The organism is Hymenobacter cavernae (genome assembly GCF_014641455.1).
GTDB lineage: Bacteria > Bacteroidota > Bacteroidia > Cytophagales > Hymenobacteraceae > Hymenobacter > Hymenobacter cavernae.
Window position 1 is genome coordinate 398,556 of record NZ_BMHT01000006.1, and the last position, 25,549, is coordinate 424,104.

General features: G+C 53.7%; 22 protein-coding genes and 1 tRNA gene. 8 read left to right on the top strand and 15 right to left on the bottom strand.

Annotated features, from left to right (window positions below):
• From rfbC to asnB, 12 genes are all read right to left on the bottom strand, one after another.
• Nucleotides 1–534 (bottom strand): dTDP-4-dehydrorhamnose 3,5-epimerase, encoded by a 534-nt coding sequence (gene rfbC, locus IEX74_RS17740; protein ID WP_188815347.1) that lies wholly within the window; start codon nt 532–534, stop codon nt 1–3.
• Entirely contained in the window at nt 524–1,606 is a 1,083-nt protein-coding gene (gene rfbG / locus IEX74_RS17745) for a CDP-glucose 4,6-dehydratase (protein WP_188815348.1), read from the bottom strand. The genes rfbC and rfbG overlap by 11 nt, the downstream gene beginning before the upstream one ends.
• Nucleotides 1,607–1,608: 2 nt before the next feature.
• Nucleotides 1,609–2,379 carry a glucose-1-phosphate cytidylyltransferase gene (gene rfbF, locus IEX74_RS17750; protein ID WP_188815349.1) on the bottom strand — a complete coding sequence of 257 codons (771 nt, stop codon included), beginning with the start codon at nt 2,377–2,379 and terminating at the stop codon, nt 1,609–1,611.
• A gap of 3 nt (nt 2,380–2,382) precedes the next feature.
• Nucleotides 2,383–3,681: an ABC transporter ATP-binding protein gene (locus tag IEX74_RS17755; protein WP_188815350.1), complete on the bottom strand. Its 1,299-nt coding sequence runs from the start codon at nt 3,679–3,681 to the stop codon at nt 2,383–2,385.
• Between the two features lie 66 nt (nt 3,682–3,747).
• Nucleotides 3,748–4,644 (bottom strand): ABC transporter permease, encoded by an 897-nt coding sequence (locus tag IEX74_RS17760; protein WP_229755355.1) that lies wholly within the window; start codon nt 4,642–4,644, stop codon nt 3,748–3,750.
• 229 nt (nt 4,645–4,873) lie between these two features.
• Nucleotides 4,874–5,842 (bottom strand): glycosyltransferase family 2 protein, encoded by a 969-nt coding sequence (locus IEX74_RS17765; RefSeq protein ID WP_188815351.1) that lies wholly within the window; start codon nt 5,840–5,842, stop codon nt 4,874–4,876.
• A 93-nt stretch (nt 5,843–5,935) separates the two neighbouring features.
• A complete protein-coding gene (locus IEX74_RS17770) occupies nt 5,936–7,048 on the bottom strand; it encodes a DegT/DnrJ/EryC1/StrS family aminotransferase (protein ID WP_188815352.1) in 1,113 nt (370 codons plus the stop codon).
• A 16-nt stretch (nt 7,049–7,064) separates the two neighbouring features.
• Nucleotides 7,065–8,009, bottom strand: a complete 945-nt coding sequence (locus IEX74_RS17775) for a hypothetical protein (RefSeq protein WP_188815353.1) — start codon at nt 8,007–8,009, stop codon at nt 7,065–7,067.
• Nucleotides 7,997–8,419, bottom strand: a complete 423-nt coding sequence (locus IEX74_RS17780) for a sugar 3,4-ketoisomerase (protein WP_188815354.1) — start codon at nt 8,417–8,419, stop codon at nt 7,997–7,999. Before IEX74_RS17780 ends, IEX74_RS17775 begins: the two co-directional genes overlap by 13 nt.
• 109 nt (nt 8,420–8,528) lie before the next feature.
• Complete coding sequence (locus tag IEX74_RS17785) at nt 8,529–9,479, bottom strand: UDP-glucuronic acid decarboxylase family protein (RefSeq protein WP_188815355.1); 951 nt, start codon at nt 9,477–9,479, stop codon at nt 8,529–8,531.
• A 93-nt stretch (nt 9,480–9,572) separates the two neighbouring features.
• Nucleotides 9,573–10,916 carry a UDP-glucose dehydrogenase family protein gene (locus IEX74_RS17790; protein WP_188815356.1) on the bottom strand — a complete coding sequence of 448 codons (1,344 nt, stop codon included), beginning with the start codon at nt 10,914–10,916 and terminating at the stop codon, nt 9,573–9,575.
• 86 nt (nt 10,917–11,002) lie between these two features.
• Nucleotides 11,003–12,910, bottom strand: a complete 1,908-nt coding sequence (asnB, locus tag IEX74_RS17795) for an asparagine synthase (glutamine-hydrolyzing) (RefSeq protein ID WP_188815357.1) — start codon at nt 12,908–12,910, stop codon at nt 11,003–11,005.
• A gap of 115 nt (nt 12,911–13,025) precedes the next feature.
• Between asnB and IEX74_RS17800 the strand changes: the two genes are divergently transcribed.
• The 4 genes from IEX74_RS17800 to IEX74_RS17815 all read left to right on the top strand — a co-directional run bounded on the left by IEX74_RS17800 (nt 13,026) and on the right by IEX74_RS17815 (nt 16,619).
• Entirely contained in the window at nt 13,026–13,535 is a 510-nt protein-coding gene (locus IEX74_RS17800) for an acyl-CoA-binding protein (protein ID WP_229755356.1), read from the top strand.
• A gap of 625 nt (nt 13,536–14,160) precedes the next feature.
• Nucleotides 14,161–14,700, top strand: a complete 540-nt coding sequence (locus IEX74_RS17805) for a cupin domain-containing protein (protein ID WP_188815359.1) — start codon at nt 14,161–14,163, stop codon at nt 14,698–14,700.
• Nucleotides 14,701–15,021: 321 nt separating this feature from the next.
• Nucleotides 15,022–15,960, top strand: coding sequence for a ring-cleaving dioxygenase (locus IEX74_RS17810; protein ID WP_188815360.1), 939 nt, complete (start codon nt 15,022–15,024; stop codon nt 15,958–15,960).
• A 5-nt stretch (nt 15,961–15,965) separates the two neighbouring features.
• Complete coding sequence (locus IEX74_RS17815; RefSeq protein ID WP_188815361.1) at nt 15,966–16,619, top strand: alpha/beta hydrolase; 654 nt, start codon at nt 15,966–15,968, stop codon at nt 16,617–16,619.
• A gap of 106 nt (nt 16,620–16,725) precedes the next feature.
• On the opposite strand, the gene IEX74_RS17820 is transcribed toward IEX74_RS17815, so the two are convergent.
• Nucleotides 16,726–18,135 (bottom strand): FAD-binding oxidoreductase, encoded by a 1,410-nt coding sequence (locus tag IEX74_RS17820; protein ID WP_188815362.1) that lies wholly within the window; start codon nt 18,133–18,135, stop codon nt 16,726–16,728.
• Nucleotides 18,136–18,243: 108 nt separating this feature from the next.
• Between IEX74_RS17820 and IEX74_RS17825 the strand changes: the two genes are divergently transcribed.
• From IEX74_RS17825 to IEX74_RS17835, 3 genes are all read left to right on the top strand, one after another.
• A complete protein-coding gene (locus IEX74_RS17825) occupies nt 18,244–18,864 on the top strand; it encodes a C40 family peptidase (protein ID WP_229755357.1) in 621 nt (206 codons plus the stop codon).
• Between the two features lie 152 nt (nt 18,865–19,016).
• Entirely contained in the window at nt 19,017–22,409 is a 3,393-nt protein-coding gene (locus IEX74_RS17830) for a TonB-dependent receptor (protein ID WP_188815363.1), read from the top strand.
• A 169-nt stretch (nt 22,410–22,578) separates the two neighbouring features.
• A tRNA-Ala gene (locus tag IEX74_RS17835) sits at nt 22,579–22,652 on the top strand.
• Between the two features lie 234 nt (nt 22,653–22,886).
• Here IEX74_RS17835 and cysK read toward each other — a convergent pair.
• Both cysK and IEX74_RS17845 read right to left on the bottom strand, forming a co-directional pair.
• Nucleotides 22,887–23,807: a cysteine synthase A gene (gene cysK / locus IEX74_RS17840; RefSeq protein ID WP_188815364.1), complete on the bottom strand. Its 921-nt coding sequence runs from the start codon at nt 23,805–23,807 to the stop codon at nt 22,887–22,889.
• A gap of 164 nt (nt 23,808–23,971) precedes the next feature.
• Complete coding sequence (locus tag IEX74_RS17845; RefSeq protein WP_188815365.1) at nt 23,972–24,802, bottom strand: serine O-acetyltransferase; 831 nt, start codon at nt 24,800–24,802, stop codon at nt 23,972–23,974.
• A 205-nt stretch (nt 24,803–25,007) separates the two neighbouring features.
• Here IEX74_RS17845 and IEX74_RS17850 point away from each other — a divergent pair, with 205 nt between their 5' ends.
• The gene (locus IEX74_RS17850; RefSeq protein WP_188815366.1) at nt 25,008–25,349 is read left to right on the top strand and encodes a cupin domain-containing protein; all 342 of its coding nucleotides are present in this window, start codon (nt 25,008–25,010) and stop codon (nt 25,347–25,349) included.
• Nucleotides 25,350–25,549 lie beyond the last annotated feature (200 nt).

Here is a 25,549-nt window from a genome sequence, read left to right on the forward strand (position 1 = left end):
TTAAAAAGCGCTCGGAAAATCCCGCATACTTACGAAAGCATTATCCCTATCCGAAATGATAGGCTCAGTAACTGGCCAGTCAAACCCAATACTATCCCATTTGATTCCTGCGTCAGCGCTCGGCTCGTACACGCTTGTGACATTATAAACAACCGTAGCTGTGTCACTTAACGTCAGGAAGCCGTGCGCACAGCCACGCGGAATATAAACTGACTGCTGATTAGCGCTCAGCGGAATGGCAACGTGCTGCAAGTAAGTACCCGATGTTTGCCGTAAATCAACTATCACATCCAGGATATCACCCTGCGTCACGTAAACGAGCTTGTCATGCTCGTGCGGTGGCAATTGAAAGTGCATACCCCGAATCACATTCTTATACGACTCGGAGTAGTAGCTTTCCTTAAACTCACTTGCCAACGCATTTGCCTGAAAGGACTGCGCATGAAACGTTTTTACGAATGTTCCTCGCTTGTCCTGACTAACAAAATTGTCAAGCACCATCACGCCCTCCAATGCAGTCGGCTTAACTTTCATGAGAAGCGTAGTCTGTGATTTGCTGAATAGTGAACTCTTTAACTGTTGCGGGCTGCTCTGCATACGCTTTATACCAAGCCAGAGTAGCCGCAATAGCTGCTTTAGCGTTGTAACGCGGCTGCCATCCGAGTACGCTGGTCGCCTTGCTGATATCTAGCTTTAACAATCCTGCTTCGTGCGGCTGATTTGCTAGCACCGGTTTTTCGTACGTGCCGGTTCCCCACAACTCAATAGCAGTCTGCACTAGTTCTTCAACCACCTTCGTGTCCTCAGCATAAGGGCCAAAGTTCCAACTGCCGCCATAGCGCAGTGGATCCAGGGCTAGCTTTGCCCCGAGCAACAGATAGCCACTCAGCGGCTCCAGCACGTGCTGCCACGGTCGCACGGCCTGCGGATTGCGCACCGTCACGGTTTGGCTGCTACGCAACGCCCGCACGATATCGGGAACAATCCGATCCTTGGCCCAGTCACCGCCCCCAATAACATTACCGGCGCGGGCGCTGGCAATGCCTTTCTGATGGCGCTCGAAAGCAGCAGGGTTGAAGAAAGACTGGGTATAAGAGTTGATAACAATTTCTGCGCATGCCTTGCTGGCACTGTACGGATCGTAGCCCCCGAGGCGGTCAGTTTCCCGGTAAGGATAAACCCATTCCTTGTTCTCGTACACCTTATCGGTTGTAATCAGAACAACCGTGCAGGGCTTTTCCAGCTTACGCACCGCATCCAGCACATAGGCAGTGCCGATGGCATTCACGGCGAAGGTTTCGGCCGGGATGTCGTAGGAAAGCCGAACCAGCGGCTGAGCCGCCAGATGAAAAATAAAGTCGGGCTGAAAGCTTAGAACGGCGGCTTCCAGGGCGGCGCTATCGCGCAAGTCCGCAATAACAGAATGGCAGAGCGAATCACCTTTAATAAGCTGATACAGGTCTTCGCCGGTTTCGGGAGCTAGGGCATACCCCTTTACTTCAGCGCCTAACAGGTGCAGCCACTGCAAAAGCCATGACCCTTTGAAGCCCGTGTGCCCGGTCAGGAAAACCTTTTTGCCTTTATAGACAGACGTAAGTTCTAGCATACTTACCAAGTCTTCCACTTAGCCAGGCCACTCTGCCAGTCATTACCTAGCTCCACTTTATCCCGCAGCGTATCCATCGGTTTCCAGAAGCCATGATGCTTGTACGCCTGCATCTGACCGGCCTCAGCAATCTGCTCGAGGGGTTCACGCTCCCAGATTGTCGTGTCGCCCTGGATGTAATCAATTACCTGGGGCTCACACACGAAAAATCCGCCGTTTATCCAGGCACCGTCGCCTTTTGGCTTCTCCGTGAACGATACTACTTCATTCTGCTCGCCAAAGTTGAGCGCTCCGAAGCGGCCGCTGGGCTGCACGGCCGTTACGGTGCATAGCTTTCCGCTCTGCTGGTGGTATTCCAGCGACTCCCGGATATTCACATCGGCTACACCATCACCATAGGTCAGGAAGAACGTTTCGTCGCCGATGTGTTGTTTCACGCGCTTAATGCGACCACCAGTCATTGTTTCGAACCCAGTGTCAACCAACGTGATATTCCAGGGTTCGGCGTAGCTGTCATGCACTTTCACCGCATTTTCCTTCAAGGAAATTGTGACGTCAGATTTGTGCAGAAAGTAGTTGGCAAAATACTCCTTGATGACGTAGCCTTTATACCCCAGGCAGATAACGAAATCATTGAAACCATGAGAGGAATAAATCTTCATGATATGCCACAGAATAGGCATATCACCAATCTCCACCATAGGCTTGGGCTTGAGTACGGTTTCCTCAGAAAGGCGAGTACCTAAGCCGCCAGCCAGAATTACTACTTTCATCAGTTAGATAGCTTTTATGTCAACGTTATGAAAATTCACAGCGCCCCATCCGGAATGCCACAAAACCATCATCTGCGTCTTGGAAGTGTCTTTGTAAGCTATTTCGAAGAACAAGGTTTTAGTAACAACATCGTATTCTGTTGCCCCTATTAGCTCATTACCGATTCCTACAGAAAAATCAAGATAATACTGGCCTTTTGCCAGCTGATGATCCTTTAGTGTGATAACAAAGTCCTTGGTCTCTCCTTTTCTTATTGACAAGGTTTCCTGGGAGAAGAAGGTACCAACTGCACTCTCATCCATCTTAAAGATGGAAAAGGCTATCCGAAAATCCTCCCGATCAATTTTACTCTTAAGCGTTATCAGAATAGCAATATCGTCTTCTGTTGAATACATGTTCTTTTCAACAGGATTTACGAATTCGATAGAATCATACTCTATCTGCCTCAGCAGATCATACTCCCTATTTTTATCCGTTATCTTAATTCTGGTATCGGTGTTGAAGCTCAGAAAATTGGTGATATAATAATCTATGACTTCATCCGCGCTTCCGGAAAAGGAGACTTTCCCGGTTTCCATCAGAATGCCGGTTGTACAGATATTCTTAAGCGCAGGCATGCTATGGCTCACAAACAGGATGGTCCGCCCATCATTGCGGCTTACATCTTTCATGCGACCCAGGCACTTCTTCTGAAACTCGGCGTCGCCGACCGCCAGCACTTCGTCGACAATCAGGATTTCCGGCTCCAGAAATGCGGCTACGGCAAAGGCCAGGCGCACATACATGCCACTACTGTAGCGCTTTACCGGAGTGTCAATGTAGCGTTCCACCCCGGAGAAGTCGACGATTTCATCGAATTTGCTCTGGATTTCAGCCTTGTTCATGCCTAGGATGGCACCATTCAGGAAAACGTTTTCCCGGCCTGTCAGCTCCGGATGAAATCCGGTGCCGACTTCCAGCAGCGAGGCAATACGACCATTTATCTTGATGCTACCCCTGGATGGGCCCGTCACCTTCGAAAGGATCTTGAGCAGCGTAGACTTACCGGCGCCATTACGACCAATGATACCGAGCACCTCGCCCTGCTTTACCTCAAAGTTTACGTCCTTCAGTGACCAAACATAGTTGCTACCGCCCTTTTTAGTCCGGTCGTTTGTTTCGCCGATTGTAGCGAATGGATCTTCTTTGCCGCGAGTTCTAGCCCACCAGCGGCTGAGATCCTGCCCTAAAGTGCCCGTACCTATCTCTCCCAGGCGATATAGCTTACCTAGGTTTTCAACTTTTATAGCAATGTCGCTCATCAAAAAATCGTCTGCTCAGTGTCTAGATTTCACCTCACTTAAAGGAGTCAGATGCCCTCACCCTTTCTACACTGTATCAGTGAAGCTCTTTTGTACTTTATTGAAGATAATCGTACCGGCGAGCATAACGACTATCGTCACGGCCAGGCTATAACTCAGATACCCCCAGCTAAAACTACCCGTACCCAGGAAGGCATAGCGAAAAGCTTCCACGATGCAGCTCATTGGGTTAGCCATAATGAGCCACTTGTACTTGGCCGGAATGCTCGACAGCGGATAGATGACCGGGGTAGCGTACATCAGGAGCTGCATACCGAAAGCCAGCAGCATAGCCAGGTCACGGTACTTGGTAGTCATGGCACTGAAGATCATACCTAGCCCCAGCGACAACACCCCCATGATGATGACCAGCACAGGAGTCAGAATAATCAGTGCGTTCGGGTGGATGGAGCTGCCTTTTACGATATAGTACAGCCACACCATGATAAAGAGCGCAAACTGAACCCCAAAACGAGCCAGATTGGAAATAACAATAGAAAGCGGCATGGTGAGGCGCGGGAAGTACACCTTGCCAAACATTCCTGCGTTGTCGCGCAGAACGGTGGAAGTGTTCATCAGCGTCAGCGAGAAGTAGTTCCAGATCGTGATGCCTGACAGGTAGAATACCGTTGTGGGTAGGCCGTCCGTTGAAAGCTTCGCTACATTGCCGAAGATAATGACGTAGATAATCGTCGTCAGGAGCGGCTGGATGAAGAACCAGATGGGACCAAGCACCGTCTGCTTATAGGTCGAGACGAAGTCGCGCCGCACGAACAGCATCACCAAATCGCGGTAGCGCCACACGTCTTTGAGACCTAGGTCCAGCAGACTAGTTTTCGGCTGGATTACTTCGGTCCACTCCTCCGGCTCTGCGGTTGCGGGAGCTGGGCGCCCAGGTTTGGTCAAAACATCAGTAGAATCCACGGCGAGCTATAAGGGGATATTTTGGGGCACAAAGTTAATCAAAACAAAACCAAGCGCTGTCATAGAATCCAGATCTACCCCGGCGCTGGCAAAAGCAGCTTGCTTCACAAGCTCGGGCCCGCTTCCCCAATAAGCAGGCCAGATAGAAATGCAAAAAGCTGTATATTAAGGCTATACAGCTGATAATCAGGCCTAAAATTACAGAAGCGTACGACAGCTGTAGTAAGGCTCAGCTCTGCGGCAGTTGTCTATCGGCACCTAGGTTACTCTGCTCATACACCTGCTGCACGACGTACAGCGGGCGTTTGCGGGCGGCATCGAGGCCCCGCCACACGTATTCGCCAATGATGCCGAGGGCAATCATCTGGAAGGCCGCCACGAACAGCATCACCACCATCAGGGCCGTCCAGCCTTCCACCTGAATGTCGCCCAGTTCTTTCAACACGGCGATGTAGATGCCGTAGAACAAGGCTCCGAAACCCAGCAGGATACCCAGCACGGAAATAGCCCGAATAGGAAAGAAGGAAAAAGCCATGATGGAGTCGATCAGCAGCTTCACCTTCTTCTGGAGCGTCCAGCGCGACTTACCGAGCTTTCGTTTGCGCCGCACGTAGGGGATGTTCACGTAGGGGTAGCCGAGCCACACCATCAGGTAGAAGATATTGCTGTTGCGCTCTTTCAGCCGCAAAATCTCTTCGGCTACGTGCCGGTCGAAGAATACGAAATCGAAGCCGCCGTCGGGGATGTTGGGTAGGGCAATGCGCTTCATCAGGGCATGAAACGTATTGGCGAAGAACTTCTGCAAGCCTGTTTCTTCCCGATCCTGGCGGTTGCCAATAATCAGCTTTAGTCCTTTTTTCCAGTACTCGTACATCTGCACCATCAGCTCCGGGGGGTCCTGCATATCGGCGGTGATGATGGCCAGACAGTCGCCGGTGGCATGTTCCATGCCCGCCACAATGGCATTGTAGGAGCCGACATTGCCAGCCAGCTCTACCACGCGTACCTTGTCGGGGTAGGCGGCTCGAAACGTGAGCAACTCGCGCAAGGTATTATCGCGCGAGCCATCGTCGACCAGTACATATTCGAAGGTGACTTCGGGCGGGAACAGCGCTTCATTGGCAATCAGCTCACGGGCAGTAATAGGAATATTTGCCTCGTTGAAATAGCATGGAATGACGATGGAGAGCTTGGGCATAGGGGGCTAAAGGTAAGCAGCCGAACGGCTCGATCAGCCGCTTTTTAGCTGGAATAAGCGCGGCCGTTGGTTAGGCGCCGAGGATAAGACAGCTCACGCGTGAGCCGTGTAGAAAGCGCGGATGTGCTCCGCGACTGTCTGCACTTGCCCGGGGCTCATGCCAGGCCACAGCGGCAGGCTCAGGCAGGTGGCGGCTATTTCTTCAGCCAAGGGGAAATCACCGGCTTTGTAACCTAGGTTTTGGTAAGCTACCTGCAAATGCGGCGGCACCGGATAATGAATGAGCGTACCTATTTCACGCTCAGCGAGGTAGCGTTGCAGCGCGTCGCGGTGCGGGGTGCGCACTACGTAGAGATGGTATACGTGCGTAGCGTTCGGTGCTACTTGCGGCAATTGCAAACCCGATAAGCCGGCCAGCGCCTCCTGGTACTGAGCGGCCAGTGCCTGCCGCTGCTGCGTCCATTCGGTGAGCATGGGCAGCTTGGCGCTGAGGATGGCGGCTTGCAGCTCGTCGAGGCGCGAGTTGTAGCCGAGAACTTCGTTGTAGTACTTCTGCTGGGAGCCGTAGTTCCGCAGGATACGGATTTGCTGCGCCAACTTTTCATCATTGGTCGTGATGGCGCCGGCGTCGCCAAGGGCACCTAGGTTTTTGCCGGGATAAAAGCTGGTTGCGTTGATTGCGCCAAAGCTGCCCGTCAGCTGTCCGCCGAAGGACGCGCCTTGCGCCTGCGCATTGTCTTCCACCACGTGCAGACCATGTGCTTCGGCAATGGTCATAATCGCCGGCATCTCGCAGGCCTCCCCGTACAAATGCACCGGCATGATGGCGCGGGTGCGCGGCGTAATAGCGGCTTCAAGGCGAGCCGGGTCGAGGTTGTAGGTACCTAGGTTCGGCTCTACCGGCACCGGCGTTGCCCCTACTAGCGACACGGCCAGCCAGGTAGCAATGTAGGTATTGGAAGGAACCAGCACTTCGTCGCCGGCCTGAATGCCGAGGGCTTTTAGCGCTAAGTGCAAAGCATCCAAGCCATTGGCTACGCCCACGCAGGCCGTGGTCTGGTTGAATACCGCATATTCAGCCTCAAACCGTTTTACGGACTCGCCCAGCACGTACCACTCCGAATCGAACACCTGCGTCATGGCGGCCAGCACCTGCGCCCGTATCTGCTGGTTTTGGGGGCCGAAAGAAAGAAAAGGAATGGCCATAGGTGCCCGGTTAGTGTTAGTTGGAGCAGGCAATAATCTGGCTGCTGCCGCTTAGTTTGAAACCTAGCTTTTCGTTGGTCCGGAAAACGGCGCGGTTGGTAGCCTGCGTGGTCATCAGCACGTACTGCTTGTTGAGCTGGCGGGCACGCTGGATGGTTTCGGCGACCAGCTTCAGATGCCAGCCGCGGTTTGCAGGCCCCACTGCCGTTAGTACCACCCGCGACAAGCAGCAACCTAGCTTTTCCGCATCGGCAGACAGGTCGCTGATGGCCAGGAAAGAGTCTACTGGCTTATCTGGTTCGGCGGGCACCAGCACTTGGTCGCAGTAGCCGAGCACGGCAGCAGAGGCATAGCGCGCCAGAAAAGCGTCAGCCCGCTCCTTGCCAAACCACTCATCGGCGTGGAAACGGTCGTACTCGTTGCGAGCGGCAGCGGCAATGGCGCCAACAAGAGCAGCCTCCGTCGGCTGAGCAGCGCGCACGGGATAGCGCTCATGCAGGAAGTCGCTAATAGCATCGTGAAAATACGTCAGCCGATTTTCTACTAACCGCCAACCTGCCTTGGTCAATGCCTGAGCTAGCTTGTTGTCTTCCGTGGGCAGTTCCGCGAAGCAGTAGAATTTTCCTTGCTGATGCAGGTGGTTTTCGAAGGCGACGGCTGCCTGCGCCAGCTCCGACAGCGGCGTACCTAGGTCGTACAAAACCGTAAATAGCTTGTAAGTGTTTGTGCCGAAGAAATCCGTATCCCAAGCCAGAAACGTGTAGAGAAACTGCACAACTCCGCTTAAGGTAACCGCCTCAAACACCTGTTGATCTGGCGATTCTGTGAACCGCAGCGCCCGACCTGTACCGAATAGCTCCTGCTGCCTGGCTTGATCGAGGGCCCGCACACCAGCATACGGCGAGTAGAAAAACAGCTTTTCGGCCCTGGCCGCGACGAGCGCAGCTGCTACTTCGCCCATGTCTGCCGAAAGAGTGAGTAGTCCCGGATGTAATCACTGGCATCGTAGGGGCAGGAAGCCAGCACCAGCTGCACGGCCGTGTGCGAATACTGCATGGTGTGCCACACGTTCGGCGGAATGTACACGCCGACATTTGCCTGCTCCAAAGGGAAGGTCAGAATTTCACCATCCGGCAACTCTGTAATCACCACGATACGGCCCGTCACCGCTATCAATACCTGCTCGGTTTGGTAATGGGCGTGGCGCCCGCGCACAATGCTTTCCGGCGTGAAATACGTCCAGAAGCTGCGCTTGATTTCAAACGGAATCTGTCCGCCGCCCTCTCCTACGGAAATGTAACCCTCATGTGGGTTGCCAATCTTCGGGAACTCAATCAGATAAGGCTTCTTCCAAGAGTGGTCATTCTGCATATAGGTGGGCACTGGACGGCAAAGAAGTAGCAGGTAAACTTATATAAAATATCAAAAAACCCCAACTACTTGTCAGTAGCTGGGGTTTTCGGACCTAGGTAGCGTGGCGTTACGCTACCGGTACATGCTCCTTGAAGAACTCTAACGTCCGGCGCAGCCCTTCAGCGCGGTCGACTTTGGGCTCCCAACCTAGAATTTCCTTGGCCTTCGTGATGTCGGGCTTGCGCTTCATGGGGTCATTCTGCGGCAAGGGCTGGTATACGGGCTTGAACTCAACGCCGGCCAGCTTGGCAATTTCCTCACCGAACTCCTTGATCGTGATTTCCGACGGATTGCCGATGTTCACGGGCATCGGATAATCGGAGAGCAGCAGGCGGTAGATGCCTTCCACTAAGTCGTCGACGTAGCAGAACGAGCGGGTTTGCGAGCCGTCACCGAACACTGTCAGGTTCTCCCCGCGCAGGGCCTGCGACAGGAAAGCTGGCAGTACGCGGCCGTCGTCGAGACGCATGCGCGGGCCGTAGGTATTGAAGATGCGGATGATACGCGTTTCCAAGCCGTGGTGCGTGTGGTAAGCCATCGTAATGGCTTCCTGGAAGCGCTTGGCTTCGTCGTAGCAACCGCGTGGGCCTACGGGGTTCACGTTGCCGAAGTACTCTTCTACCTGCGGGTGTACTTCCGGGTCGCCGTACACTTCCGACGTGCTGGCAATCAGAATGCGGGCGTTCTTCACCCGCGCCAGACCTAGGAGGTTGTGCGTGCCGAGCGAGCCTACTTTCAGCGTCTGAATCGGAATTTTCAGGTAGTCGATGGGCGAGGCGGGCGAAGCGAAGTGCAGGATGTAATCCAGCTTGCCCGGCACAAACACGAACTTCGATACATCGTGGTGATAGAACTCAAAGTCCTCTTTTCCAAACAGATGCTCAATATTGGTCAGGCTCCCGGTGATGAGGTTATCCATGGCAATAACATGGTAGCCTTCTGCCAAGAACCGGTCGCACAGGTGAGACCCTAGGAAGCCGGCGCCGCCGGTAATAAGTATGCGCTTTTTATCAGACATGTAGTTGATTGTTAATTGCTGATTGTTGGTTGTTAGCAGCTAGGTACAATCGTCTGTTTGCCGCTACACCTAGCTGATAATCAACAATTAGCCCTATACTGACGCGGGTTCTTTGTGGGCAGTTTTGATGCCGATGCAGTGATATGTAAAGCCGACCTCGGCTAGTTCTTTCGGATCGTAGATGTTACGACCGTCGAAGATGGTCTTTTCTTTCATAAGCTTGCCGACTACGCCGAAGTTAGGCGAGCGGAACTCGGGCCACTCCGTAACGACGAGTAGCGCGTCGGCGTCAATCAGCGCATCAAACTTGTCTTTGGCGTAGGTGATGCTGTCGCCCAGCGTGTGCTTGGCCTCAGGCATTGCCACCGGATCGTAGGCCGACACGATGCAGCCGGCTTCCAGCAGCTTCTCGATGATTACCAGCGAAGGAGCTTCGCGCATGTCATCCGTTTTGGGCTTGAACGACAGACCCCATAAGGCAATCTTCTTGCCTTTTAGCTCACCGCCGAAGTGTTTGCTCACTTTGTCGAACAGTACAGACTTCTGCGCTTCGTTTACTTCTTCCACCGCTTTGAGCACCTGCATCTTATAGCCGTTCTCCTCGGCCGTTTTGATGAGCGCTTTCACGTCTTTGGGGAAGCACGAACCGCCGTAACCGATACCAGGATAGATGAAGCGGTGCCCAATCCGGGCATCAGAGCCGATACCTTTCCGCACCATGTTCACGTCGGCACCCATGATTTCGCACAGGTTGGCGATGTCGTTCATGAACGAAATCTTCGTCGCCAGCATCGAGTTGGCGGCGTACTTGGTCATTTCCGCCGACGGAATGTCCATGAAGATAATGGGGTGCCCATTGAGCAGGAAGGGCTTGTAGAGCTTGCTCATCACTTCTTCGGCGCGCTCCGAGGCCACACCCACCACAATTCGGTCGGGCTTGAGGAAGTCGTCGATGGCAGCGCCTTCTTTCAGGAACTCCGGGTTAGAAGCCACATCGAATTCGAGGTCAGCATCGCGGCGCTCCAAAGCTTGCTCGATTTCCTTGCGCACCTTGGCGGCCGTGCCAACCGGCACCGTACTCTTGGTCACAATCACGCAATAGTCGGTCATGTTCTCGCCGATGCTACGCGCTACGGCTAGCACGTATTTCAGGTCGGCCGAGCCGTCTTCGCCGGGAGGAGTGCCTACCGCAATGAAAGCCACGTCGCAATCCTGAATGGCCTCACCTAGGTTGGTGGAGAAATGCAAGCGGTCGGCCTCTACGTTGCGGGTCACGATTTCTTCCAGACCGGGCTCGTAGATAGGCAGGATGCCTTGCTTCAGGTTGTCAATTTTCTTTTGATCGATGTCGATACAAGTGACATCAATACCCACTTCGGCGAAGCACGTGCCTGTTACAAGGCCGACATAGCCGGTACCAACTACTGCGATTTTCATGATGAAAAGATTAAATATGAAGAAATCCTTATTTATCTTGTTTCGGCTAAATATAAGAGCATTCGGTTATTGCAGCATCCTGTACTTTACTGTAGCATCCACTTCTTCCACCAATGCTGGAACACGATAAGGGCCCAGATGCGCGCGTGGATGTCGCCGGGATTGCGGGAAAACAGCTGCGTTTTGAGCGCCCGCACGGCATCTACGTCGAAGATGCCCTGCGCCTCAATGAACTCGTCGGAAAGCAGATCGTCCGTAATCAGGGGGCGCAATTCGTTGCGGAACCACTTCAGTAGCGGCACTTCGAAGCCATGCTTAGGGCGCTTGTACAACTCTTCGGGCAGCATCTCGCGGAAAGCATCCTGCACAATCCGCTTTTTCATTTTCGCGTCGATTTTGCTTTCAACCGGCAATGAAAATGCAAAGTTGACCACGTTCGGGTCCAGGAACGGCGGACGAACTTCCAGCGAGTTGGCCATGCTCATCAGGTCAACTTTGGCTAGCATGTCGTAGGGCAGCACCAGTTGCATGTCGGTGAGCAGCACCTCGTTCAGGTCGCCTTCAGCGTGCAGGTTTTCCAGAATGTCGCGGCGGCGCTTCTCAGCTAGCTTCTTGCCTACCTTTTTCCGAGCCTCTGCCCCTAAGAGGTTACGCGCATCTTTCTCGCTCACGAACGAAGCCCAATCCCAGTAGCGGTCTTTCGGGCCGCTGAGCATGCCACGCGAAAAGCGCTGAAACTGCCGGATCTTATTGCCAAAGAACGAGTTGCGCGACTTCGGAAGCACGTCCCAGAGCAGATTCAGGCCCGTTACGGCTTCGGCCTTAAAGCCGCCCTGCCGTACTTGCAGCTCGCCCATGTGCTTGTTATAGCCAGCAAACATCTCATCGGCGCCGTCACCGGAAAGGGCGACCGTTACCTGCTCGCGCGTGCGCTTGCTGAGGATGTACACCGCCAGCGCCGACGAATCGGCGAAGGGCTCATCCAGGTAGTTGAGCACGTCGAAGATATGGTCGTAGAGGTCCTGGTTGGTGAGCGAGAAAACCGTGTGGTTGGTCTTATACTTATCGGCCACCAACTTAGCATACTTGGTTTCGTCGAAGAAAGGCTCGTCGCGGTAGCCGATGCTGAACGTGTTCAGGTGCTGGGTGTGACGCGACGCCAGGGCCACGATGACCGACGAATCAATGCCGCCACTCAGGAACGCACCCAGCGGCACATCGGCCACCAACCGGCGCGAAGTAGCTTCATCGAGCAGCTCGACGAGCTTTTGCTGTTGCTGCTCGTAGCTCAGCTTATTCTTCTGAACCTTCTTCGGGTCGTAGGGAATCTTGTACCAGCGCTTGCGGACAACTTTTTTCCCTTTGATATATAAGTAATGCCCTGGCAGTACCTTCTTCACGCCTTTGAAGATAGTAGCCGGACCCGGAATGTAGTTGAGCTGCAAGTAGTTGCTCAGCGACACGTAGTCCAGCTTGCGCGGAATACCTAGGGCCAGCAATGACTTCATCTCCGAGGCAAACAGCAGCTTGTCTTCGTCGCGGTATACGAGCAGGGGCTTCTCCCCCATTCGGTCGCGGGCGATGAAGAGCGAGTCTTCCTCTTTGTCGTAGATGGCGAGAGCAAAGAAGCCATTCAGCTTCTTCAGAAAGCCACGGCCTTCGGAGATGTAGAGCTGAAGGATTACTTCAGTATCGGTTTGAGAATGAAACCGGTAGCCTTTCTTCATGAGCTTTTGGCGCAGCTCGCGGAAGTTGAAGATCTCGCCGTTGAAGACAATCGTGTAGCGTTCCGATTCATCCGTCATGGGCTGATTGCCATCGGCGGTGAGGTCGAGAATAGCCAGCCGGCGAAAACCTAGGCCGCAGCGGTCATACACAAAGTGACCCTGCGAATCGGGGCCGCGGCTAACGATAGCATCGGTTGAGGCCTGCAAGGAGGCGAGCGAAGCGCGACCAGCGTCTGTAAAAGCAAATGTTCCGGTGATTCCACACATAATTGGCAACCAAATTACAAACTATCGGGGCTTACGCTGCGCAAGGTAGCAGCCGCGCCCGTAACCAAAGCCGTGCCATGGTAGTACACCACAGCAATTCCCCCTTCTTAACCAGATGGCTATGGACCTCCAGAACCGAATGACTTTGCAGCAGCAATTTGAAGCCGCCGTATCCCGCGTAGATAGTCTGCCCCCGGCTCAGGCGGCACCCCACATGACGGAGCTTTACGGGCTTTATAAACAAGCAACTGACGGCGACCACGACGCGAAAGACCACGAAGTCGGTGATGACTCCCCTGATAACCCCAACGGGCCCAAGGGCATGTCGCAGGCCCAGTGGGATTCGTGGAGTAAGTTTAAAGGTGTGAGTCAAGAGGATGCCCGGCGCCAGTACATTGCAAAAGTAGACGAAATAGCCGGACCCGTTGGCGAAAAAGCTACTGTGATTACGGGTACTGGTCAGCCGGCAACCGGCTCGCAGGTGAACCCGCCGGAGAACACCACCACGGCCCAGCAGCCGGAAAGCAGCCCCGGCGTTTCCGACGGCGGCCTGCAAGGCGATATTACTGCCGGCGCCCCCTACGGCGGCGAAGACAAGCTGAAAGGCGAGCAGGAGGCTATTTAGCTTGCCGTAGCTTGTAAGCTAAAACAGCGGGCTAGGTTCCGGGCGTCCTTTGTAGGATACCCGGAACCTAGCCCGCTGTTTTATACAACGGTGTTCTAAGCGGGGGTGCAGTAGGAGCGCGCCACGGCGCGTTCTCGTCCGGGCGATATGCCCAGAGTAGGTGCGAAGCAGCATCGTTCAACGACGAACGCGCCGTGGCGCGTTCCCACGGCAGTAGGCTCATCTATGAGCTACTTATCTCGCACGAAGCGCACCGGAATGTGGGGCATGGTGCCGGTGCTGTTGCCGGGCGCATACGGCACGAGGCTGGCGTACATGTCGGTAGTGCGCTGAATGATTTTTAAGGTAATGAGCCAGTTTTCTGCGTTGCGCTCCGAGGTCCAGTAGATGCAGTTCGAGCCTTCGCCTACAATTCAAGCATCTGTTTATTCAATTCAGAAGCCCGGATTGCCAGTCCATGTTTTTGGCCATTTCAAAGGCTGAGGATGCGCTGCACTTTTGAAGAAAGAAGGCCGGATACCCGCCCCAACTTGACAACCTAGGTTCTCGGCAGCAGGCAAGTCAAGCAGATGGAAGAAGATGATGGCCAGCAATTTACCCTTCTCACTTTCTTTCCTTAGCAGCTATGAAACGCTTGTTCGAAAACCCATCCATCGGTGACTGGATCTACTTCCAGAAGTTTGTCCACGAACCCGGTGAGGCCGTCACCATCATCGACGTAGAGCTGAAGCCCGGCGGCGGCAACGGCCTGCACTACTACGAAACGTACGACGAGTACTTTGAATGCCTCGAAGGCGAGCTGAGCCTGGAAGTAGACAAGAAGATCGTGGTCTTGCAACCGGGCGAAAAGGCCGCAGCCCCGCGCAAATCGGTGCATCGGTTCTTCAATCACAGCGCTGACTACAACCGTTTTCGCGTCACGATTTCGCCCGGCCACGCGGGCTTTGAGAACACCCTGAAAATTGCCTACGGTCTGGCTTCCGATGGCCTGGTGAAAGCCAACGGGATGCCCAAAAAGTTCTGGCACATGGGCGCTATCGTGGAGCTATCCGACACGAACCTGCCGGGTTTGTTCAGCCTGCTTCAGCCCCTGCTGCGCCGCAGCGCCCGCCGCGCTTTCGCCGATGGCCGCTACCAGCAGGAGTTGCAGCCTTATACCATGTAAAGGCTACAAGGTCAGTCGTTTGCATTAAGCTTGGCAGACCTAGGTTCAGACCTTTAGAAGAAAAGCTCAAGCACCATTCCTCGGCTACCGTCAGCGGTTGGTGCTCGCACCAGAAAGCGGGAATAAGGATTTTAGCGTCGAGAGAAAGAAGTTTTTCTACCAATACATGTATATACATTAAATGTACGTACATTTGTATAAGCACTGAGTAGCACAGAGCTGGTTTGTCTCTGCTCCCAACCCGAGCAATTCAAGCTTTCAGTTCACTTAGCTACTATCTCTCAACCGTTTACCTTCTTTCACTTTCAACCTTCTGCTGCCATGGACGACCGTGTTTTAGGCCTGCATCATATCACCGCTATTGCCGGTAAGGCGCAGCGCAACCTCGATTTCTACACCAAGGTGCTAGGTCTGCGCTTTGTGAAGAAGACCGTCAATTTCGACGACCCCGGCACCTATCACTTCTACTATGGCGATGAAGTCGGCTCAGCCGGTACCATCCTTACCTTCTTTCCGTGGGAGGGCATGCAGCCCGGCAGGCGCGGCACCGGGCAAGCCACCGAGATTGGCTACTCCGTGCCCGAAGGCAGCCTAGATTTCTGGCTGAAGCGCTTCGAGCATTTTGGCGTGACCTATAATAAGCCCGCCGAGAAGTTCGGCGAACAATACCTCACCTTTCTGGACCCGGATGGCCTAAAGCTGGAGCTAACAGTCTCGAAGAGCCCCGACCCGCGCGCGCCCTGGACGACGCCCGAGGTAAGTACCGAGGTAGCTACCAAAGGCTTCCACCACATTACGCTCACGTTGGCCAACATCAAAGGCACCGCCGACGTGCTAACGGATATTTTTGGCTACCAGCTTGTAGAGCAGCACGTTAACCGCTACCGTTTCGCGACGGATACGGTAGAAGGCGCGGCTCTCGTGGACTTAGTAGAAGCGCCCGGCGAAGTCCGCGGGCAGGTGGCAGCCGGCTCGGTGCACCACGTTGCGTTTCGGGTGAAGGATGACGCCGCGCATCTGCACTTTCGCCAGAAGATTGCCGCCAAAGGCTTCAACGTCACGCCGCAGATCGACCGCGACTATTTCCACGCCATCTACTTCCGCGAGCCGGGCGGGGTGCTCTTCGAAGTAGCCACCGACAACCCCGGCTTTACCGTCGATGAGCCGCTAGCCGAGCTAGGTACGCACCTGATGCTGCCCAGCCAACACGAGCCGCTGCGCCCGCAGCTGGAAGCTCATTTGCCCAAACTCACCCTGTAGGCGCCATGAACTACCAACCGCTGCATTATATCTATCAGCCAGCCACCGGCACACCGACGGGAACCACGCTGCTGCTGCTGCACGGCACCGGCGGCGATGAGCGCGACCTGCTGCCGCTGGCCAGTTATTTCGGCACAGGTTTGAACGTGCTTAGTGTGCGCGGTAACGTGTTGGAAGGCGGCATGCCTCGCTTCTTCCGCCGCTTGGGCATGGGCGTCTTCGATGAAGAGGACGTGCGGTTTCGCACCCACGAGCTAGCGCATTTTCTGCAACAGGTAAGCCAGCGGGAAGGCTTCGACGTGAAGCAGATGGTGGCCGTGGGCTATTCCAACGGGGCCAACATTGCGGGCAGCCTGCTCCTGCTCTACCCGGAGCTGCTGGCTGGCGCGGTGCTCTGGCGCCCGATGCAGCCGCTCACCCGTGAGGTACCTAGCCCTACGACCGAGCGGCGTCAACCTGTATTTTTCAACCCCGGTTCCCGCGACCCTACCGTCGATGCAGCCGCCACCGACCGCTACGCCGCCCTGCTAACCAGCGCCGGTTTTCAGCTCACCCGCCACGATACGCCCGCCGGCCACAACCTCACGCAGGCCGATGTGCTGGCGGGCGCTGCTTGGTTCCAAAAGCACTTCCTGCTACCGGCTGAGCGCTCTGTCTAACATAAAGTTGGCAACCACCACAAGCAACAAAGCCTTTCCAGCGACTGGAAAGGCTTTGTTGCTTATCTAAAATCCGAAAGGAAGATTTCCGGCGGCAGACCTAGGTTTAGAAGATTTTACCGGGGTTCAGGATTCCGGCCGGGTCAAACACCCGCTTGATGCCGCGCATCAAGTCCAGGTTGACTTCTGGTAAGGCAATGCCGATGTAGCCTTTCTGCACCAGCCCGATGCCGTGTTCACCCGAGATAGTGCCACCTAGCTTTACGCATAGCTCAAAAATCTCAGAGATAGGCTGACGCAATCCTACGTTCCACTGCTCGTCATTCAAGTCGCCGCGGATGATATTGACGTGTAGATTGCCGTCGCCGGCGTGGCCGTAACATACGCTCTTGAAGCCATAACGGGCCCCGATTTCTTTTACGCCCTTCAGAAGAATGGGCAGTTCCGCGCGAGGCACGACGGTATCTTCCTCTTTATAGACCGAGTTATAACGCACCGAGTTGCCGATGTTGCGGCGGATGCGCCACAACTCGTCTTTCTGCGTGGCGTTGTCGGCCAGCAGGACTTCGCCTACGTCATAGTGCCCTAACACGTCATATACCTGCTCCGCTTCTTTATAAAGTTCATCTAAGTCCTGACCGTCCAGCTCAATCAGTAAGTGGGCGTGAATATCTTCGGGCAGGGTGAGCGGAATTTGCAGGTAGTCGGAAGACCAGGCAATCGCTTCACGCTCCATGAATTCCATACCCGAAGGAATGATGCCGGCCCGGAACACGGCGGATACAGCCTCCGCTGCTTGCTCGATCTGCCGGAAGGGCACGAGCATAAGAATATTCTGCTGGGGGTAAGGTAAAAGCCGGAACACTACCTTGGTAATAATGCCCAGTGTGCCTTCCGAGCCAACCATAAGTTGGGTAAGATTGTAGCCGGTGGAATTTTTGAGGGTGTTGGCGGCCGTCCAGATCAGGTCGCCCGTGGGCAGCACTACCTGCAAGTTCAGCACATAGTCCCGGGTGGTACCATATTTCACGGCCTTGGGCCCACCGCTGCTGTGGGCGAGGTTGCCACCTAGGGTGCAGCTGCCCTTGCTGGCAGGGTCGGGCGGATAGAACAGTCCTTTTGCCTGCACCGCCTCCTGGAAAACCTGGTTGATAACACCGGGCTCTACCGTAGCCTGCAAATTGCGCTCATCAATCTCGATGATTTTGTTAAGCCGCTCAGTACTAATCACTACGCCATTGTGAATGGGCAGCGCGCCACCACTAAGGCCCGTTCCGGCGCCGCGCGGTGTCACGGGAATGTGATGTTCGTAGCAGAGCCGTACAATTTGGCTGATCTCTTCAGCGTTAGCAGGGCGGAGTACAACATCCGGGGCAAAATGCAGGTCCTCGGTGTGGTCACGGCCGTAGTCGGCATAAATTTCGGCTTCCACGCCGTGAGCAGTCAGGACGTGCTGGTGGCCTACAATTTGTTCGAAGGCCGAAACCAGTTCAGGTGTTAGCGGTTGAAAATTCATAGAGGCAGAAGGTCGAATGGCCTATTCACGTATCTTTGTCCCCCGATGCAGGAACACGTTACGAAGGTACAGCATTCGGTCCGTTGGCACTGCTTACTAACGGTATTTATGCTTGGGTTGGTCGTTTGGCTGGCGGGTTGCGGTAGCTCCCGAAAAGTAAATTATCGGAACGGCCGCTATCATTCGGCGCGCGAGATGGCCCGCCTGAAAGCAGCGGACCGCCATCGGCGCAGCACGCCCATGGCCAAGTCGAAGGTGAAAGCACCTTCCGGCAGCGGCAAAACAAAAGTTGTGGTGAAGCGCCCGGCTTCGGAGCACCGCGCGTTACCCGCAAACATGCCGAAAGCCTTAGCGACCGTAATCGAGACGGCCCGCTCTTACGAAGGCACTCCCTACAAGTTTGGTGGCACCACCCGCTTAGGCATCGACTGCTCTGGGTTGCTATGCGCCGCTTTTGCTGCCATTGATGTTCAGATTCCTCGTTCTTCCAACGAACAGGCGGTCTGGGGCGAGCCTGTAAAGCCGCAGAACCTCCAGGTAGGCGATTTAGTATTTTTCGGGGCTGCACCGGGCAGTTCCGTTATCACCCACGTGGGCCTGGTTACGCTGGCTACAGCCGAAGAAGTGCAGTTTATTCACTCTTCTACGAGCCTAGGAGTCGTCGAAAATACGTTTGACACCGATTATTATCTCAGTCGCTTTATAAAGGCAGTACGGCCAAGACTGTGAATAACATCGCGTTACTTAGACTTTTCAGGGTTTATTATAACACTTTACCTAGGAGTAACAATTTGGTAACATAATGCTTTAAACTCGTTTGTAGCTTTGTGCGGCTTTTGCCCACACCTGTTCAGCCTCTTTCTTCACTTTTTTCACTCTTTATGAAACAAATACGTTTACTCCATCTACTGCTGCTGCTCCTGACGTTGCTGTCGGGGCACATCGGTTGGAGCCAGGGCACAACGACCTCCAGTATGAGCGGTACCATTACCGATCAGTCTGGGGCGGGTCTGCCGGGTGCCACCGTTATTGCAGTGCACACGCCTACGAATACCACCTATCCGGCTGCAACCAACTCGGAAGGTCGTTTTAATTTGCAAAACCTGCGTGTAGGTGGTCCTTACACCGTGCGTGTGACGTTTGTAGGTTATCAGGATGTTAGTCGTGAGGGCATTTTCCTGACCTTAGGTCAGAATCAGCGCTTAGATATTAACCTAGCTGAAGCTAGCACACAACTAGCTGGTGTAACCGTTACGGGCACTGATCCTAGCTCAATTCTCAATGCTGAGCGCTCCGGCTCCGTTACAAATATCGGCACCGAGCAAATTCAACGGCTTCCTACTGTTACTCGTAGCCTGAATGACTTTTTGCGTCTGACCCCGCAAGCATCACCTTCGACAGGTGCTATTGGTGGCGGCAACTTCCGTCAGAACAATATCACTGTCGACGGTGCTGACTTCAACAACAACTTCGGTATTGGAGGCAACCTGCCGGCTAATGGCTCGCCCATTTCGCTGGATGCCATTCAAGAAATCACGGTAAATATTACGCCCTTCGACGTTCGTCAGTCAGGTTTCATTGGTAGTGCTGTAAACGCCGTTACCCGCTCGGGGACAAACGAATTTTCAGGTTCAATCTACGAGTACTGGCGCAACCAGAATTTCACGGGTAACGAGGTTGGATACGATAAGTTCACGAAGCAAACCCAAAACATCAAGCAGTACGGCTTCCGTTTAGGTGGGCCAATTATCAAGGACAAATTGTTCTTTTTCGTAAATGCGGAAAAGGGTGACGAAATCAACCCAGGCCAGGCAAACTTTGCTTCTACGGATGCGCTACCATACGGTGGCAGCAATACCCCCTCTAACATCGTACGCCCGACCGCTACTAACCTAGATGCTTACAGCGCTTTCCTACGCGAAAAGTACGGCTATGAAACAGGCCCTTATCAGGCTTATGACTTCAAAAGTCAGAACACGCGTATCCTAGGTCGTCTTGATTGGAATATTAACGCCAACCACCACTTCACGATACGCTACAACCAGGTAGAAAGTAAGTCACCTAGCTTTGTTAGTACTTCCAGAAGCCCGCTGGGTGGGTTTCCTAACACACGCCAGAGTAACTTCGCCTTACCCTTCTCGAACGCTAACTATTTCCAAGAGTCAAACTTCTACTCGTTCGCAGCAGAGTTAAACTCGACATTCGGTGGCAAATTCTTCAACACACTGCGTGGCACCTACACGCACCAGAATGACCCCCGTAGCTCTAATAGCTCGGTATTCCCCTTCGTTGACATTCTAGACGGTACCAGTCCCCGCAATACTGCTAACACAACTTATACGGGATATGGCAATCCTTATACTTCATTCGGTTACGAGCCATTTACTGCTGGTAACCTACGTGATGTAAAAACTACCTCTATTGTTGACTTTGTAACGACCACAGTAGGCAAGCACACCTTGACTGCTGGTCTTCAGGGTGATATGCAGGTTACTAAAAACGGATTCCAGCGTTTCGCTACCAGCTATTACACCTTCAACTCTTGGGACGACTTTGCAAATGGAGTTAATCCCATTGACTTCGCTCTTACGTATTCGCTGCTACCTGGCTACGAGCAGGCTTTCCCTCGCTTCAAAACAGCACAAGGCTCTCTTTATGCACAAGATGAATATGCTGTCACCGACCGCCTGCGTGTAACGGCAGGTCTACGTGCTGAGTTGAATGCTTACCTGAACGTAGACGAAGTAAAAACTCACCCGCTCGTATCTGAGCTGACGTTCACAGGTGGCAAAAAGATCGACACCGGTGTTCTTCCTAAAAACCGAGTGCTTCTTTCGCCACGTGTTGGCTTCAATTGGGATGTTAAAGGCGACCGTACCTTGCAGCTCCGCGGCGGTTCGGGCATCTTCGCTGGTCGAGTGCCAACCGTATGGATTGTATCGCAGTCAGGTGATGCTGGCTTGCTACAGGTCACACAAACTTGGTCTACCATAAATAACCCGAATGGCTTGCCTCCTGGTATGAACGGATTCAACCCTGATCCGAACGCCTATCGCCCGGCAACGCCGCCAACGCCCGGCTCAATCATTCCTAGTACGATCAGCGCAACGGATCCTAACTTCAAGAACCCACAAGCCTGGAAAAGCAGCTTAGCTGTTGACGCTCAGTTACCTGGTGGTATCGTTGGTACGTTGGAAGGTATCTATAACAAAGATATCCGGGTAGCTCTAGGTCAAAACTATAACCTGGTAAACCCCGTCCCCCTAACAGTAGGCGGTTATCCTGATAACCGGGACATCTATCCAAACTCCAACACGCAGAAGTTTACGGTTCCTTTAACTAATGGTGGCTTAGCTAGCTCGACAGGTACGCAACCTTTCAATGCTGTTGTACTAACCAATGGTAACAAAGGCTACTATTGGTCGGCTACTGCTAAATTGGACAAGCGCTTCAGCAATGGTTTATTTGCTTCGTTAGCTTACGTACGCAGCGATGCCCGTGTGCTTTATGACGGTAGCGGTGACCAGTTGATCAACACTTGGTCTCTCACTCAGATTGTGAATAACTCCAACAATCCGCCGCTGAGCTACACCAGCTACGTAGTGCCCAGCCGCCTTGTAGGTTCACTTTCTTACCGGAAGGAATACCTCAACCACCTAGCTACACAAGTTTCGGTGTTCTACCAAGGCTCAATCCAAGGTCGTTTCTCCTACATCTACGGTAGTGACTTCAACCGTGATGGTCAGACTAACGACTTGATCTATGTACCGAAAGATGCGTCGGAGATTACCTTCACCGACTTCAATTACGGCACTACTGCTGCGCCAAATAACTATACGGCCAAGCAGCAGAGCGATATCTTCTTCCGCTATATCGAACAGGATCCTTATCTGAGTTCACGTCGTGGTCAGTACGCTGAGCGCAACGGAGCTAAGCTACCATGGCGCAATCAGTTCGACTTCAAATTTGCGCAAGATGTCTTTGTAACAGCTGGCAAGCGTAATACGCTACAGTTCACAATTGATATCTTCAACGTTGGCAACTTGCTCAACAAGAACTGGGGTCTGTATCAGCTTGTAAACAATGCCTCAAACGGCAACGCTTCGATCTTGGTACCAACCAATACGGCTAGCCTAGTTCCCGGTGGCACAGTAAAACCAACTTTCCGTTTGGGTACTGACCGCAACCAGCCTGTGTCGACGACGTTCCGTAACAATATCTCGACTACTTCGACTTACTATATGCAGATGGGCTTACGTTACATCTTCAACTAAGCCAACTGATTATCAACTTAAAAGCGGGCGGAGAGCATTCTTCGCCCGCTTTTTTTATACTTAGCTTCAATCTTTTTTTCTCTAAAACTAAACTACACGCTTGCAGATTTAGAAAACCGCAGTACTTTTGTCCCACCAAAACGCAAATGGCGGATGGCAATAAGATCTTGGGGGATTAGCTCAGCTGGCTAGAGCGCTTGCATGGCATGCAAGAGGTCATCGGTTCGACTCCGATATTCTCCACTCCTATTATCTTGAAAAAGCCCGGCTAAACTAGCCGGGCTTTTTTGTTTGTCTGAATCATGAGTTCATCGGATTCCACGGATTTTGTGGACGATTAACAACCTAGGTCTAGTTAACAAGAGAAGCCTTCCCGCAAGCGGGAAGGCTTCTCTTGTTTAAATAAATCGGGAAGGGAGCTGAAGCGAATTATCCACGAAATTCGTGTAACCCGATGAATCTGCCCGAATCCGTGGTTCAGACGAAAAGGCCTTCTACCGACAGATATCGCTCGCCGGTGTCGTAGCAGAAGGTGAGTATGCGGCTGCCTTCAGGTATCTCGGGGAGCTTCTTGGCCACAGCCGCCAGAGAAGCTCCTGACGATATACCCATAAAGATGCCTTCTTCGCGAGCGGCGCGGCGGGCCATATCAAATGCTTCCTGCTGGCTTATCTGGATAGTACCGTCCAGAATATCGACGTGCAGGTTCTCCGGGATAAAACCGGCAGCGAGGCCCTGAATCGGGTGCGGGCCGGGGGCACCGCCGCTAATAACAGCCGATAGTTCGGGTTCAACGGCGAAGGTTTTCAGCTCCGGAAAATGCTTTTTAAGCACCTCCGTAACGCCCGTGATGTGACCGCCGGTGCCGACACCGGTAATGTGGTAGTGGAAGCCTTCGGGCGCGTCGCGCAGAATTTCTAGGGCAGTTGTTTCTGCGTGCACCTTGATGTTGGCGGGGTTGGAGAACTGCATGGGCATCCAGGCGCCGGGGGTGTCGCGCACTATCTCATTGGCTTTCTCAATGGCGCCCTTCATGCCTTTCTCGCGGGGCGTCAGTTCCAGGTTGGCGCCGTAGGCAGCCATCAGGCGGCGGCGCTCGATTGACATGGACTCGGGCATAACCAGCGTGAGCTTATAGCCTTTTACCGCCGCCACCATAGCTAGACCTACGCCGGTGTTGCCGGAAGTAGGCTCCACGATCAGGCTGTCTTTGTTCAGGATGCCATCTTGCTCGGCCTGCTCGATCATGGAAAGAGCAATGCGGTCTTTGATGCTGCCACCCGGATTGGCGCGCTCCAGCTTCACCCACACTTCCACATCGGGGCGCTCGGTGAACAGACGGTTTAGGCGCAGCAGCGGTGTGTTGCCAATGGTGTCAAGGATGGTACTTGCTTTCATTGTTGAAGGATTAAAGGATTGGGTGGTTAACGAGTAAAAGATTGATAAGGCTGGTTTGTTCTGAAATACCCACTGCTGGGCAAAACCTAGCTTTTTGCCGGCACTACGGCAGCGCTGCAGATTTGTCGTTATCAATCTTTTGCCAATTCTACCAGAAATTTTATTTATATCGAAAAGGTAATATCTGCCAGCGGATCTTCCGAGCGGGTCACCTGAATTTGGGCGCGGTGATACACCCGTGAGTGAGAAGGGACGCTCTCGGTGAGCCAGACGTTGCCGCCAATAATGCTGTGGCTCCCGACAACCGTGTTGCCGCCTAGAATGGTAGCGCCGGCATACACCACCACATGGTCTTCGATGGTGGGGTGGCGCTTGATGCCTTGCAGGTGCTTGGCCACGCTGAGCGCACCTAGGGTAACGCCCTGAAAAATCTTGACGTGCGCACCAATAACGGTGGTTTCGCCAATGACGATGCCCGTGCCGTGGTCGATGCAGAACGACAGCCCGATGCGGGCACCGGGGTGAATATCAATACCGGTGCGGGCGTGGGCATACTCGCTCAGCAGACGCGGCAGGCGCGGCACTCCGAGCTGATAAAGCGCGTGCGACAGTCGGTGCAGGGCAATGGCGTAGAAGCCCGGATAAGTGGCAATAACCTCCGTGACACCCTGGGCAGCCGGATCGGCGGCGGCAATGGCCGCGGCGTCGTGCAGCAGGTGGTTGCGGAGTGTGGGCAGCTGGGCCACAAACGCCGCTACAATATCGACGGCGGGCTTGGGCAGATCGGCTACCATGTGCAGCAGCTCCGTAAACTCGGCGCGCAGCTGGCTGAGCAGGGCTGCTACCGCATCGGCGCTACCGACCGGGCGGGCGGCGCGCTCCGGGAAAAGTAATTGCAGCAGCTGCTCGGTGAGCTGGCAGAAGGCCTGCGCCGGCAGTGGCGCCGCGGCTTGCTGGTGAGCCAGGGCCAAAGATCGAACAAAAGCAGAATGCATAAAATCGGGAGAGTAACGCGGGCAAGAGCGCACCTAGGTTGTAAGCAGGCTACGGCTTCCAGCGCACTATGGGTACAATACTCAGCAACCCACGGTCGGACCCGAAAGTTTTACCGAAGTACTTCTCCCCTGCTCACAACCACAGCCGTAGCCGGTCCGTTAGCAGCATTACTTACCGCCCTTCTTCACCTAAACTTCTCTTACTATGGCCGATACCACCATCACGAAAGTAGATTCCCGTTATTCTCCCAAAGGCCACGATGGCGAAAAGTACCTGGCCTCGGGCATACACGTAGCCATGCGGCTCTGGGAAAATGAACAGCCCGGCGACCCCAAAGAGCCCGTTTCTCGCGACTACGAAACTGTGGGCTACGTGCTTAGCGGCCGGGCCGAACTGCACTCGGAAGGGCAGGTAGTGTTGCTGGAAACCGGCAACTCGTGGGTGGTACCCAAAGGCGCCACGCATACCTACAAGATCCTGGAAGCCTTTAGCGCCGTGGAAGCAACCACCCCGCCGGCACAGGTTCACGCCCGCGAGGAGAAATAATCTTCACTGGAAACCTAGCTTTCTTAAACGCCAACCCTGATCAGGGTTGGCGTTTTTTTTGCAAACTATATTTTAGGTCATTTATTATTTATCGAAGACAGACAAAGCTCCTTGTTATACTTAATTAATCATAAAAGTTATTAGCAAAATATTTATCATGTATAGGTAATATTAAATTTATATTCCTATAAACAACTATC